The 12,673-nt window shown below is 65.5% G+C and carries 10 protein-coding genes; 8 read left to right on the top strand and 2 right to left on the bottom strand.

Features of this window, described 5'->3' with window-relative positions; genetic code table 11:
- Window positions 1–51: 51 nt before the first annotated feature.
- The 7 genes from ACQKPE_RS18905 (at window position 52) to ACQKPE_RS18935 (ending at window position 9,873) form a co-directional block, all read left to right on the top strand.
- Window positions 52–555: an RNA polymerase sigma factor gene (locus tag ACQKPE_RS18905; RefSeq protein ID WP_427668149.1), complete on the top strand. Its 504-nt coding sequence runs from the start codon at window positions 52–54 to the stop codon at window positions 553–555.
- A gap of 68 nt (window positions 556–623) precedes the next feature.
- A complete protein-coding gene (locus tag ACQKPE_RS18910) occupies window positions 624–1,622 on the top strand; it encodes a FecR family protein (protein WP_427668150.1) in 999 nt (332 codons plus the stop codon).
- Between the two features lie 281 nt (window positions 1,623–1,903).
- Window positions 1,904–4,567 (top strand): TonB-dependent hemoglobin/transferrin/lactoferrin family receptor, encoded by a 2,664-nt coding sequence (locus ACQKPE_RS18915; RefSeq protein WP_427668158.1) that lies wholly within the window; start codon window positions 1,904–1,906, stop codon window positions 4,565–4,567.
- Window positions 4,568–4,651: 84 nt separating this feature from the next.
- Window positions 4,652–5,275, top strand: a complete 624-nt coding sequence (locus ACQKPE_RS18920; protein WP_427668151.1) for a heme acquisition protein HasA — start codon at window positions 4,652–4,654, stop codon at window positions 5,273–5,275.
- A 167-nt stretch (window positions 5,276–5,442) separates the two neighbouring features.
- The gene (locus ACQKPE_RS18925; RefSeq protein WP_427668152.1) at window positions 5,443–7,185 is read left to right on the top strand and encodes a type I secretion system permease/ATPase; all 1,743 of its coding nucleotides are present in this window, start codon (window positions 5,443–5,445) and stop codon (window positions 7,183–7,185) included.
- Window positions 7,186–7,189: 4 nt separating this feature from the next.
- Window positions 7,190–8,533 carry an HlyD family type I secretion periplasmic adaptor subunit gene (locus ACQKPE_RS18930; protein ID WP_427668153.1) on the top strand — a complete coding sequence of 448 codons (1,344 nt, stop codon included), beginning with the start codon at window positions 7,190–7,192 and terminating at the stop codon, window positions 8,531–8,533.
- A 5-nt stretch (window positions 8,534–8,538) separates the two neighbouring features.
- On the top strand, window positions 8,539–9,873 hold the full coding sequence (locus tag ACQKPE_RS18935; RefSeq protein WP_427668154.1) for a TolC family outer membrane protein: 1,335 nt from the start codon (window positions 8,539–8,541) through the stop codon (window positions 9,871–9,873).
- Between the two features lie 182 nt (window positions 9,874–10,055).
- Here the strand turns inward: ACQKPE_RS18935 and ACQKPE_RS18940 are convergent, their stop codons facing one another.
- Both ACQKPE_RS18940 and ACQKPE_RS18945 read right to left on the bottom strand, forming a co-directional pair.
- Window positions 10,056–11,573 carry a nucleobase:cation symporter-2 family protein gene (locus tag ACQKPE_RS18940; protein ID WP_427668155.1) on the bottom strand — a complete coding sequence of 506 codons (1,518 nt, stop codon included), beginning with the start codon at window positions 11,571–11,573 and terminating at the stop codon, window positions 10,056–10,058.
- A 261-nt stretch (window positions 11,574–11,834) separates the two neighbouring features.
- On the bottom strand, window positions 11,835–12,200 hold the full coding sequence (locus tag ACQKPE_RS18945) for a PilZ domain-containing protein (RefSeq protein WP_427668156.1): 366 nt from the start codon (window positions 12,198–12,200) through the stop codon (window positions 11,835–11,837).
- Window positions 12,201–12,356: 156 nt separating this feature from the next.
- Here ACQKPE_RS18945 and ACQKPE_RS18950 point away from each other — a divergent pair.
- A partial coding sequence (locus ACQKPE_RS18950; RefSeq protein WP_427668157.1) for a carbon starvation CstA family protein occupies window positions 12,357–12,673 on the top strand: 317 nt, incomplete at its 3' end.

Below are 12,673 nucleotides of genomic sequence, written 5' to 3' on the forward strand. Positions count from 1 at the left end.
ATTCTCAATAGCCATAGCATATCGCCACCTGGCCAGCCCCCTGGAGTGCGTGTGGTGGAGTCCGACCTCAAGCGCTTGTTCATCAAGCATGCGAAAAACCTGCAGGGGCTGCTGACGCGCAAAGTGCGCGACCCACAGTTGGCTGCCGACCTGGTGCAGGAAAGTTTCCTGCGCCTGGCCGAGCAGCAGCGCCAGGAAACCATCGACAATACGCCGGGCTACCTCTACCGCACCGCGCACAATTTGATGATCGACCACCTGCGCCAGCAGCAGCGGCGCAAGACCGACCTGGTGCCCCACGAAGCCCTGGAAAGTATCGTCGAGGAACGCCCCGGCCTCGATGAGCAGGCGGCGCGCGAGCAGCACCTGCGGCGCTTGCAGGCGATCCTCGAGCAGCTGCCCGAGCGCACCCGCGAGGTGGTTCGCCTCAACCGCCTCGAGGGCATGACCCACGCCGAGGTCGCTCGCCACCTGGGTATCTCCGACAGCTCCGTGCAAAAGCACCTGGCCAAGGGCCTGGCCTATGTGATGCAGTGCTTGCAGGATGCGGGATGACGAACGGTTTACTGAAAAATACCCCCTCAGACGTCAGCCCAGACATGACCCGTGCGCGAGAGAACCGTGTGAGCAGCCAGAACGTGCCAGAGCAAGCCATCCGCGAGCAGGCCGCCGAATGGGTGGTGCTGCAAAGTGCCGGCCCCCTGACCGTGGCCCAGCAGCAGGCGCTGGAGCAGTGGTGTGCCCTGGACCCTCGGCACGCCCAGGCCTATGCGTTCGCCCAGGCGACCTGGGCCGACCTGGCCGCGCTTGGCCAGCCGCGTGCCGCTGCGCCGCGGCGTAACAGCGCGCAAGGTGTGCCCGTTCGCGGTGGCACACGGCGCCGCTCGCGTCTGCGCCAAGCGATTGCCGGTAGCGCGGCCGTGCTGCTGGTCGCCCTTGGCGTGGTCGAAGGGCCGCAACTGGCGGTGCAGTGGCGCGCCGACTACGCGACTGCCGGTGGCGAAGTGCGGCGGGTGACGCTGCCCGATGGCAGCCAGGTCGACCTCGACAGCCGCAGTGCCATCGAGCTGGCATTCGATACGCACGAGCGGCGGGTGCGTCTGCTTTCCGGCGAGGCGGTGTTCAGCGCGGCGCCAGTGTCGTCCCAGGAGCGGCGGCCCTTCGTGGTCGAGTATGCCGGTGCTACCAGCCGAGCCCTGGGCACGCGTTTTGTGGTGGGCGAATCCGGGGCCGGTGGTTGGGTGGGCATGCTCGAGCACAGCGTGAGGGTGCAGTTGTCCAGCCCGCCTACCCAGGGCAAGGCCAGCCAGGTGCTGGAGGAGAGCGATAGCCTGCGCTATGACCAGGCAGGCGGCATCCAGCCCTTGCCTGGCCACGACCTGCGTCGCGCCACCGACTGGCAGCGCGGTGTGCTGGTGTTCGAGCGCCAGCCGCTGGCCGAGGTGGTGGCGCGCTTGAACCGCTACCGCGATGGGCGGCTGGTGGTGCTGGGCGATGAGTTGGCGCGGCGTGAGGTGAGTGGGGTGTTCCGCCTCGACAGCCTGGGTGCGGCGGGCGAGGTGCTCAGCAATGAACTCAAGGCCCAGCGGGTGGCGGTGGGTGGGGTTACCTTGATCTACTGAAACATCGGCGGTGAATTACCAGGGCTGCGCCCTGGTTCGCGGGCAACGCCGGTGCCATTCACTGTAGTTCCCGCAAGCTTATCAACCCCCCTCAAACTTTTTTCAAATCCCTTTACTGACTTTTCCTACCTCGCACGTCTGATTGTTGAGATTGATTTTCATTACTAGAAAACGCCAACAACAGAAGAGCACCCGCAGTGAGCACGCAACGACAACCACTCCGGCCCTTGGGCCACCTCGCCCTGGTTGGCAGCCTGGCCTGGGGCGCCTGGGCGCTGCCGATGGGGATCGGCAAGGCCCAGGCCGCGCCCGCCGAAGCCAGCGCCCAACAAACGTTGGTCGCCTTCGACATCCCGTCGCAACCGCTGGACCGCGCCATCCTGGCATTTGCCGAGCAGTCCGGGGTGCAGGTGTTCTTCGACAGCCGCACGCTGGCGGGCCTTCGCAGCCTCGGGCTGCACGACACGCTCAACGTCGAGGAAGGCCTGCGTCAACTGCTGCGTGGCATGCCTGTGCGCTACCGCTTCAGTGCCCCTGGCCAAGTTGGCCTTGAGCGGGTCGAGGAGAGCGACGCTATCGAACTGGACAGCACCCATGTGCAGTCCAAGCGTGACGGCGACAGGGTCTACCAGGCGCCACGCTCGATCAGTGTGATCACCCGCGAGCAGATCGACCAGCGCCCACCGCGTCACGCCGCCGACATGCTCGAACAGACCGCCGGCGTGTACACCGCGGTAGACCAACGCGACCCCGGCCTCTCGGTGAACATCCGCGGCGTGCAGGACTACGGCCGGGTGAACATGAACATCGATGGCATGCGCCAGAACTTCAACGTCAACGGCCACCAGCAACGCAACGGCGTGACCTTCGTCGACCCCGAGTTCATCAGCAGCATCGAGATCGACAAAGGCAGCCAGTCCGGCATGGGCGGCGCCGGCGTGCTGGGCGGCATCGCCAGTTTCAACACGGTGCAGGCCAGCGAGTTCCTCGGGCCGGGTAAAGAGGTGGGGGGGCGTGTCCGCGCCGGGCATGGCATCGGCGAAATGGGCAACGGCACCTACTTCAATGGCAGTGGCGTGTTCGCCTTCGGCAACGAAGTCGGCGACGTGCTGGTGGGGTTCAGCGAGCGGCATTTCGGCAACTACCGTGCGGGCACCGAAGACACCGACAACCTGGGCACCAACATCCGCAACAAGGACCTGTTTCCCGAAGCCTGGGAGGGCTGGCTGGAGTCCGAAGTGGGCGACATGAGCAGCGTCACTCGCTCGCAGATGATCAAGCTCGGCCTCAACCTGCCCGAGGCGCAGCGCCTGCAACTGAGCTACATGGAGACCGACACCGACAGCAAGGACGCCTGGACCTGGATGACCGACGACGGCAGCGCCTACTACTACCGGCGCTCGGCGGCCAATGACATCAACGCCAAGAACGTCGCGCTGGACTACAGCTACAGCCCCGGCAACGACCTGGTCGACCTCAAGGCCAAGCTGTACTTCGTCACCACCCGGCAGGACCGCTGGAACGCCGCCAGCACCGCCAGCCTTGCCAGCGGCAACTACTACGCGCCCTACAACGACCGCTTCCAGACCGACACCTGGGGCCTGCAAGTACAGAACACCTCGCGCTTCTACTTCGGCCAAAGCAACAGTCTGGCCTTCGACTACGGCACCGAGCTGTTCCAGGACACTTTCAAGCCGTCCAGCGAGCGGGTACCGGCGCGTAACGAGAACACCAACCCCTACGCCAGCGGCAGCACGCCCGAGGGCAAACGGGTCATGGCCAGCCTGTTCGGCGAGCTGAAGTTCGAGCACGGCGACTGGCTGACCCTGGATGCCGGACTGCGCTACGACCGCTACCGCCTGACCGGCAAGACCGGCTTCACCGCCTTCATGCTGCCCACCGGCGCGCCCCAGGTCGACCCGCTGCGCCAGACCACCAACCTGTTGTTCGATGTGGACCAAGAAGCCGGACGCTTCTCGCCAACCTTCGGCATCGGCGTCAAGCCGGGCCTGGACTGGCTCCAGCTGTACACCCGCTGGGGCCGTGGCTGGCGCCCGCCGTCAGTGACCGAGGCGTTCATGAGCGGCAAGCCCCATGGCGGCGGCAACGAGCTGGTCTACCCCAACCCGTTCCTCAAGCCCGAGCAGTCGCACAACTGGGAAGCCGGCTTCAACATCTTCAAGGAGTCGCTGTTTCGCGACGGCGACCGCTTCGCCGCCAAGGTGGCTTACTTCGATACCCGCATCGAGAACTTCTCGTTCCTCGACACCAACGTCGACCTGCCTGGTACCTCCGGCGCGCTGGGCACCTCGATGGGCCGCAACGCCTACCAGAACAACCTGGAAACCACCACGTTCCGGGGCGTGGAGTACTCCCTGGACTACGACACCGGCGGCTTCTACACCCAGCTCAGCTACACCCACATGATCGGCAGCAACGACTTCTGCTCCAAGCAGCTGTACATGGGCGGCGCGCAGTCGCGCAACGTGGTCGGCACCGAGCTGCGCCCGGTGGACTTCGGCGGTTTCATCATCATGCTGCCGTTCGACGTGGTGCAGGCCGGCGGCAACCCGGCGCTGGATGCCGCCGTGCGCTGCGGCGACATCATGGGTAACGCCAGCTACATGCCGGCCGACCGCGGCTCGTTGACCATGGGCATGCGCTTTCTCGACCAGACCCTCGATATCGGTGCCCGCCTGCGCTACAGCAAGGGCAACGGCGAGAACCTCGACAGCTGGGGCTACAACCAGCTCGACCAGGCCATGTGGCCGAAATACAAAGTCTACGACCTGTACGCCAGCTACTGGATGACCCAGAACCTGAACATCGCGCTGTCGGTGGAGAACGTCACCGACCAGGCCTATTTCGTCGCCATGGGCGACGTCAACAACCTCTCGCTGGCGCGTGGCCGCACGCTCAGCGGGATGTTCGAGTACCGCTTCTGATCCACCCGCGTTCGCCCGCACTGGGCAACACGAAGGCATGGAAGACGCCTTCGTTCAATGCTGCACCGTTAACGAGGAACTGAAATGACTCTGTCCGTCAACTACGCACCCGCTTTCGCCAACGCTACTGTCGACAGCTACCTGGCCTTCTGGACCACCGGCTTCCAGACCGCCGACCACGGCGCGGGCAACACCGGTGGCTTCAGCAACGGCACCTTCTCCGGTGACCAGTACGCCACCAGCGGGTCCAATTCCAGCTACGCGTTCATCGCCGACAGCGACACCAGCAATGGCCTGAACTACGTGTTCAACCCAACGCTGCCGGCCAGCAGCACCCAGAACCACTACCTGTGGGGCGAGCTGGACAACGTTTCGCTCGGCCAGACCCTGGGCGGCGGCGGTGGCAGCGACTACACCCTGAGCAACTTCGTGGTCACCTTCGAAGGCCTGGACCTGAGCGCTGCCCAGGGCGCTGGCCGCGTGCCGGGTGCCAACGATGTGCACGACGTGATCTACGGCCTGATGCAGGGCAACACCAGCGCGCTGGAATCGGTGCTGGACGACCTGCTGGCCGGCTACGGCGTGTCCACCAACAACACCTTCGCCGACATCAGCGCAGCCCTGGCCGCAGGCCCGCTCAGCACTGCAGCTTCCGCCGAAGCCGTTGGTGTGCAGGCGCTGCCGGAAGACCTGGCCCTGGCGGCCTGATCGCCGGCATGAAAAAGCGAATGGAAGGTCACCCTGCCATTCGCTGATCTGTTGCATTACCCCGCAGCCCGTGTCTTTGCCGGCCCAGGCTGCGGTGGTGCGAATTCTGTGGCGTGGGTGTGGCGAATGCAATCGCCGACCGGCGCCGTGTGCGAGGTTTCCAAGCAATGCGAAGCGCTCCCATTGCGGTCGACGAACTGCTGCAGGCGCTCAAGGCCTGCCGTGCAGGGCTGGGCAACGTCGCCCTGTTCACCGCGGTCATCAACCTGCTGATGCTGGCCCCTGCGCTGTACATGTTGCAGGTCTACGACCGGGTGCTGTCGTCGCGCAACGAGATGACCTTGCTGATGCTCAGCCTGATGGTGCTGGGCCTGTTCGCCTTCATGGGCGCGCTGGAGTGGCTGCGTAGCCAGGTGGTGATTCGCCTGGGCACGCAGTTGGACCTGCGCCTGGGCCCTCGGGTGTTCGAGGCCGCCTTCGAGGCCAGCCTGGCCGGGCACAAGGGTGCGGCGGGGCAGGTGCTGGCCGACCTTACCAGCCTGCGCCAGTTCGCCACCGGCCAGGCGCTGTATGCCTTCTTCGATGCGCCGTGGTTCCCGGTGTACCTGCTGGTGATGTTCCTGTTCAGCCCCTGGCTGGGGCTGATGGCGGTGGTGGGTGCGGTGTTGTTGTTGCTGCTGGCCTGGGCCAACGAGCGCCTGACCCGGGCGCCGTTTGCCGAAGCCGGGCTACTGTCGCAGCAAGCCGGCCAGCAGGCCGACGGTAACCTGCGCAATGCCGAGGTGATCGAGGCCATGGGCATGCTCGAGGCTGTGCATCAACGCTGGGCTGGCTTGCACCAGGGCTTTCTTGCCCGCCAGGGCCTGGGCAGCGAGCGCACGGCGGCGCTCACGGCGCTGTCCAAGACCGTGCGCCTGGCCTTGCAGTCGCTGGTGCTGGGGCTGGGTGCTTGGCTGGCGATCGAGCAACTGATTACCCCCGGCATGATGATCGCCGGTTCCATTCTCATGGCCCGGGTACTGGCGCCCATCGACCAGCTGATCGGCGCTTGGCGCCAGTGGGGCGCGGCGCGCCAGGCCTACCAGCGCCTCGATGCCTTGCTGCGGGCGCAGCCTGCGCGCCCTGCCGGCATGCCGCTGCCAGCGCCGAGCGGGCGAGTTGGCGTCGAGGCGCTGGTGGTGATGCAGCCGGGCTCCAGCCGACCTTGCCTGAGCAACCTCGGGTTCGAGCTGCCGGCAGGGGAGTCGCTGGGCATGCTCGGGCCGTCCGGCTCGGGCAAGTCGACCCTGGCGCGGGTGCTGGTAGGCGCCCAGCGTCCAGCTGCTGGCAAGGTGCGCCTGGATGGCGCCGACCTTGCGCAGTGGCAGCGCCAGGCGCTGGGCGCGCACATCGGCTACCTGCCCCAGGACGTGCAACTGTTCGCCGGCACCATCGCCGAGAACATCGCCCGCTTGGGGCCGGTGGACCCGCAGCAAGTGGTGGCCGCCGCGCAACTGGCCGGTGTGCACGACCTGGTGCTCAAGCTTCCCGCTGGCTACGACACCCTGTTGGGCGAGGGCGGTGCAGGTTTGTCCGGAGGCCAGCGCCAGCGTATCGGCCTGGCCCGGGCGTTGTATGGGCTACCGGCGCTGATCGTGCTCGACGAGCCCAACTCGAACCTCGACGAAGCGGGCGAGCGCGCCTTGGTCGAGGCCATCGCCAAGGTCCGCGAGCACAAGCGCACCTTGGTACTGATCACCCACAAGCCGGCCCTGCTGGCCGGCCTGGACAACCTGATGATGTTGCAGGGCGGCCAGTTGCAGGCCTTCGGGCCGACCGCGCGGGTGCTCCAGGATGTCCAGCGCAATGCCCGCCCGGCCGCGCGGCCGGCCGTTGGCCTGAACATGAGCTATGGCCCGACGAGACCTTGAGACCATGACCGCACACAACGCTTTCATTCGCCCACCGGCAGCCCCCGAGGCTGGCACCGCGCTGTGCGTGGATGCGCGCAAGCCCGCCCGGCTCGGGCGCTGGCTGGTGTTCGCAGGCTTCGGTGGCTTTCTGCTGTGGGGGGCATTGGCACCCTTGGACAAGGGCGTGCCGCTCAGCGGTACGGTGATGGTCGCGGGCAGCCGCCAGGCGGTGCAGCACCCTACCGGCGGAGTGATCGGCCAGTTGCAGGTACGCGATGGCGACCGCGTCGCTGCTGGCCAAGTGCTGCTGACTCTGGACCCGACCGTGGCCCAAGCCCAGCTGGGGTCGCTGCGGGTTCAGTACGTCAATGCCCGTGCCAGCGAATCGCGGCTGCTGGCCGAGCGTGACGGCGCTTCCGAGTTGGTGTTCCCGGACAGTTTGCGCGCCCAGGCCAATGAACCCTGGGTAGCCGCGGCACTGGACACCCAGCGTCAGCTACGCAGCAGCCGCCGCCAGGCGTTGGAGATGGAGCTGGGCGGCCTGCGCGAAAGCATCGCCGGGGCCGAAGCCTCGTTGCAGGGCCTGCAAGGTTCGCTCGCCAGCAAGCAGGCCCAGCGCGATGCGCTGGACGAACAACTGCGCGGGCTACGCGAGCTGGCGCGCGAGGGCTATATCCCGCGCAACCGCCTGCTCGACAGCGAGCGCCTGCTGGCCCAGGTCAATGGCTCCATCGCCGAAGACCTGGGGTCCATTGGCCGTACCCGGCGCCAGGTGCTGGAGCTGAAGCTGCGGGTTGGGCAGCGCCAGCAGGAGTTCCAGAACGAGGTGCGCCAGCAGCTCGGCGAGCAGCAAGCTACCGCGCAGGACCTGGACAACCGCCTGCGCAGCGCCGAGTTCGAGCTGGCCCACACCCAGGTGCGCTCACCCGCTGCGGGTACTGTGGTGGGCCTGAGCGTGTTCACCAACGGCGGGGTGATCGCCCGCGGCCAGCAACTGATGGAGATCGTGCCCAGTGATGCGCAACTGCTGGTCGACGCCCGGGCCCCAGTGGAGATGGTCGACCGCCTGCACCCTGGGTTGCCGGTGGAGCTGATGTTCGCCGCCTTCAACCAGAGCACCACGCCACGGGTGGACGGCGAGGTGACGCTGGTATCGGCCGACCGCCTGCTCGACGACAAGACCCAGCAGCCGTATTACCAGGTGCGTATCAAGGTCAGCCCACAAGGCTCGCAGGCGCTGGCCGGCCTGGACATTCGTCCGGGCATGCCGGTGGAAGCGTTCGTGCGCACTGGCGAACGCTCGTTGCTCAACTACCTGTTCAAGCCCCTGGCCGACCGGGTGCACATCGCCCTGGCGGAGGAATGATGCCGATGTTGTTTCCCCATGCGGCCCTGGCGCTGCTGCTGTTCGCAGGCTCCTCTGCCCAGGCGCTGGACCTGGGCGACGCCTACGCCCTGGCGCTGCGCAACGACCCAACCTGGCAGGGGGCGATCGCCGAGCGCGATGCGGGGCTGGAATACCGGGCCATCGGTCGCGCGGGCCTGCTGCCGAAGCTGTCCTACCGCTACAACCGCGCGCGCAACGATTCCGAGGTGACCCAGCGCAGCCAGTTCGGTGATGTCACCACCCAGCGCGACTACCAGAGCTATACCTCGACCCTGACCCTGGAGCAGCCGCTGTTCGACTATGCCGCCTGGAGCGAGTACCGCCGCTCAGTGGCCCAGGTGGCGCTGGCCGACGAGCGTTTTCGTGGCAAGGGCCAGGAACTGGTGGTACGACTGTTCGCGGCCTACAGCGAAGCGCTGTTCGCCGACGAGCAGATTGCCCTGGCGCGTGCCCAGCGGCGCACCTACGCCGAGCAACTGACCCTCAACGAGCGCTTGCTCAAGGGCGGCGAGGGCACCCGCACCGACCTGCTGGAGACCCGCGCCCGCCATGAGCTGGCCCAGGCCCAGGAAATCGAGGCCGGTGACAACCTCGATGCCGCCCTGCGGGGGTTGCAGGCGATTATCGGCGAGGCGGTGACGATCGAGGACCTGGCGCCGCTTGCGGGTGACTTCCGCGTACAGCCGCTGGCCCCTGCGGGGTTCGAGCAATGGCGCGACCTAGCTGTGGCGCACAACGCCGAGCTGGCCAGCCAGCGGCATGCACTGGAGGCCGCCGAGCAGTCGGTGGAGCGCCAGCGCGCCGGGCACCTGCCGTCGTTGAGCGCGTATGCCAGCAAGGGCATTTCCAATTCCAGTTCCGAAAGCAGCTACAACCAGCGCTACGACACCGACAGCATTGGCATCCAGCTCAGCGTGCCGCTGTTTGCCGGCGGCGGCGTGTCGGCCTCGGTCCGCCAGGCCCAGGCCCAGCGCGATGCATTGGGGTTCGAGGTGGATGCGCAGTTGCGCGACACGGTCAACCAACTGCGCAAGCAGTTCAACCTGTGTGCTAGCAGCACGGCGAAGATCCGTGCCTATGGCCTGGCGGTGGAGGCCGCCAGCGCGCTGGTGCAGGCCACACGCAAGAGCGTGCAGGGCGGCGAGCGGGTCAACCTCGATGTGCTGGATGCCGAGCAGCAGCTGTATGGCGCTCGACGTGACCTGGCTCAGGCGCGGCATGATTACCTGCGGGCTTGGTTGCAGTTGCGCTATTTGGCGGGGGTACTGGATGCGACCGACCTGGCGCTGTTGAATCACTATTTCGCGCCGCATGTGTGATGTGTAGTGGCAGTCCCGGCCCTTTCGCGGGCAAGCCCGCTCCTACAGGTACAGCGGTGAATCCAGGTGCGGTGGAGAACTTGTAGGAGCGGGCTTGCCCGCGAAGAGGCCGGTATTGACTCAACAAAAAGGGGAGCCGACGATGCGCGTCGGCCCCCCTGCATGACCCCATCACATTGTGGTCAATGCTCGGCCACCGCCTTGCGTCTCGGCGCCTCGTTGCCATGCTCGTCGCGCTCCATCACCGGCACCTCGACGCCTTCTGCGTCGAACAGCTTGCCGTCCTTGAAGTAGTCGCCATCACGCAGTGCCGAGATATCCGAATACTGGATGGTGCGCTCGTAGCCTGCGGCGAACACCGACTGCTGGTCCGAGTTGCCTTGGGTGAAGTGGTTGAAGATCAGGTTGAGCAGAATCGCCATGATCGCTGCCGAGCTGATGCCCGAGTGGAAGATGGTCTCGAACCAGTTGGGGAAGTGGTGGTAGAAGTTCGGCGCGGCGATCGGGATCATGCCGAAGCCCAGGGAGGCGGCAACGATGATCAGGTTGACGTTGTTCTTGTAGCTGACCTTCGACAAGGTGCGGATACCGCTGGCCGCCACGGTGCCGAACAGCACGATGCCAGCGCCACCCAGCACGGGCGTGGGCACTGCGGCAATCACCCGGCCCATGATCGGCAGCAGGCCCAGTACCACCAGGATCACCCCGCCGGTGGCCACCACGTAGCGGCTCTTGACCCCGGTGACGGCCACCAGGCCGACGTTCTGGGCGAAGGCGCTCTGGGTGAACGAGCCGAAGATCGGCGCCAGGATGCTCGACGCCATGTCAGCGCGCAGGCCATCGCCCAGGCGCTTGGAGTCGACCTTGGTGTCGATGATTTCACCGACCGCCAGGATATCCGCCGAGGTCTCCACCAAGGTCACCATGATGACGATGCACATCGACAGGATCGCGGCGATGTGGAAGGTCGGCATGCCGAAGTGGAAGGGCGAGGGGAAGGCGAACATCGGGCCTTCGGTGACCTGGCTGAAATCAGCCATGCCCAGCGCCCAGGCGATCAGGGTGCCGACCACCATCGCCAGGAGAATCGACAGGCGCGAGATGCTCGCGCTGCCCAGCTTGCTCAGCAGCAGCACGATGGCGAAGGTCAACGCCGCCAGGCCGATGTTGGCCATGCTGCCGAATTCCGGCGAGGCGCTGTTGCCGCCCATCACCCAGCGCGCGGCCACTGGCATCAGGGTGAGGCCGATGGTGGTGATGACGATGCCGGTGACCAGCGGCGGGAAGAACTTGGTGATGCGCGAGAACACCGGGGTAATCAGGAAACCAATGAACGATGCGGCCATGACCGCGCCCAGCACGCCCGGCAGGCCACCGCCGCCTTCGCTGCTGAGGATCGCGCCCATGGTCGCCACGCCGGCGAACGACACGCCTTGAACCAGTGGCAACTGGCAGCCGAAGAACGGCAGGCCAAGGGTCTGCAGCAACGTGGCCAGGCCACCGGCGAACAGCGAGGCGGCGATCAGCAGGCCGATCTCTGCCGGGTTCAGGCCTGCTGCCTGGCCGAGAATCAAGGGTACCGCGACTATCCCGCCATACATGGTCAGGACGTGCTGCAGCCCGTAGGCCAGGTTGGCACCCAGGCCGAGGTTTTCATCCTCGGGACGCGGCGCAGGAGACGTGCTGGTGGACGTAGTCATTGGAGCAGGCTCTCTGTTTATTTTTGTGACGCTACTGTAGACAGGTCGTACAAATCATTGCCACAAAAATTGTATACAATTTTTTGATCGTAGTGCCCGAATGCACTGCATCAAGGCACCTTTTGCCTTGATGCAGGTTGCGTTCCAACTCGGTAGAGGGTGTTCTAGAGGGGTGTGTACAAAATCGCCAAGGCCAGGCGTAAAGCTGTCTAGGTGGACAGGAAAGGCGGGGTGGTCAGGTCGTTAGTTGGCTAAAAGATTTCAATCTTCGATAAGTTCACGCAGCTCGCGCATCATTTCGGTGCTGTCGGCCAGGTTCAATTCCACAAGACGGTGCAAGTGGCTCATTGAATCGAGGTCGATATAGAGGCAGACGAAACCCAGCCGGGTAGGTTCTTCGTGGCGTAGTTCCACCTGCATGTGCACGGCGGTCTGAGGGTCGAGGTGGATGATCGCGTCGAAATCCTGGCTCAAGTCGGCGTCCCAAGGCTCGGGGCGTTCGATCAACAGGCCCTTGAGGGACAGGTCGAGCAGTTTCACCGGCCAGCGCTTTTCGACCTGGCGCAGTTCGGTTGGGGCATCGAAGTCGATGCGCTGGAAGCGCCGTCGTTCGTCGTGGTCGCTCATGGGAAAACCCTCTGCTGACATCCTGACTATAGTTGCTGAGGTAGAGGTGCCATCGTGCTGCGATGGCTCTAGGCCAATGCAGATATGGCAATGCGCGATGACACGCCCTAGACTCGATTGGCGGTCTTATTCCAATCCACCAGCTGGAAGCAAACCATGAACAACAATAATAGCCTGCTACGCCACATACCGTGGCTGGCGCTGGCCGTACTGGGAGCCTGCGCGCTGGGCGTCGTCGCCCTGCGTCGTGGCGAGGCGATCAACGCCTTGTGGATCGTGGTCGCGGCAGTGGCCCTTTACCTGGTCGCGTACCGCTACTACAGCCTGTTCATCGCCACCAAGGTGATGCAACTGGACCCGCGTCGCGCCACGCCTGCGGTACTCAACAACGATGGCCTGGACTACGTCCCGACCAACAAGCACATCCTCTTCGGTCACCACTTCGCTGCCATCGCAGGCGCCGGCCCTCTGGT

It is taken from the genome of Pseudomonas sp. NPDC089554, assembly GCF_050280645.1.
In the GTDB taxonomy this organism is placed as follows: domain Bacteria; phylum Pseudomonadota; class Gammaproteobacteria; order Pseudomonadales; family Pseudomonadaceae; genus Aquipseudomonas.

Excerpts from the sequence above, each read along its gene's own strand:
- ACQKPE_RS18915 (WP_427668158.1), top strand. The coding sequence starts at position 1,904 with ATGGGGATCGGCAAGGCCCAGGCCGCGCCCGCCGAAGCCAGCGCCCAA.
- ACQKPE_RS18920 (WP_427668151.1), top strand. The coding sequence starts at position 4,652 with ATGACTCTGTCCGTCAACTACGCACCCGCTTTCGCCAACGCTACTGTC.
- ACQKPE_RS18925 (WP_427668152.1), top strand. The coding sequence starts at position 5,443 with ATGCGAAGCGCTCCCATTGCGGTCGACGAACTGCTGCAGGCGCTCAAG.
- ACQKPE_RS18930 (WP_427668153.1), top strand. The coding sequence starts at position 7,190 with ATGACCGCACACAACGCTTTCATTCGCCCACCGGCAGCCCCCGAGGCT.
- ACQKPE_RS18935 (WP_427668154.1), top strand. The coding sequence starts at position 8,539 with ATGTTGTTTCCCCATGCGGCCCTGGCGCTGCTGCTGTTCGCAGGCTCC.
- ACQKPE_RS18940 (WP_427668155.1), bottom strand. The coding sequence starts at position 11,573 with ATGACTACGTCCACCAGCACGTCTCCTGCGCCGCGTCCCGAGGATGAA.
- ACQKPE_RS18945 (WP_427668156.1), bottom strand. The coding sequence starts at position 12,200 with ATGAGCGACCACGACGAACGACGGCGCTTCCAGCGCATCGACTTCGAT.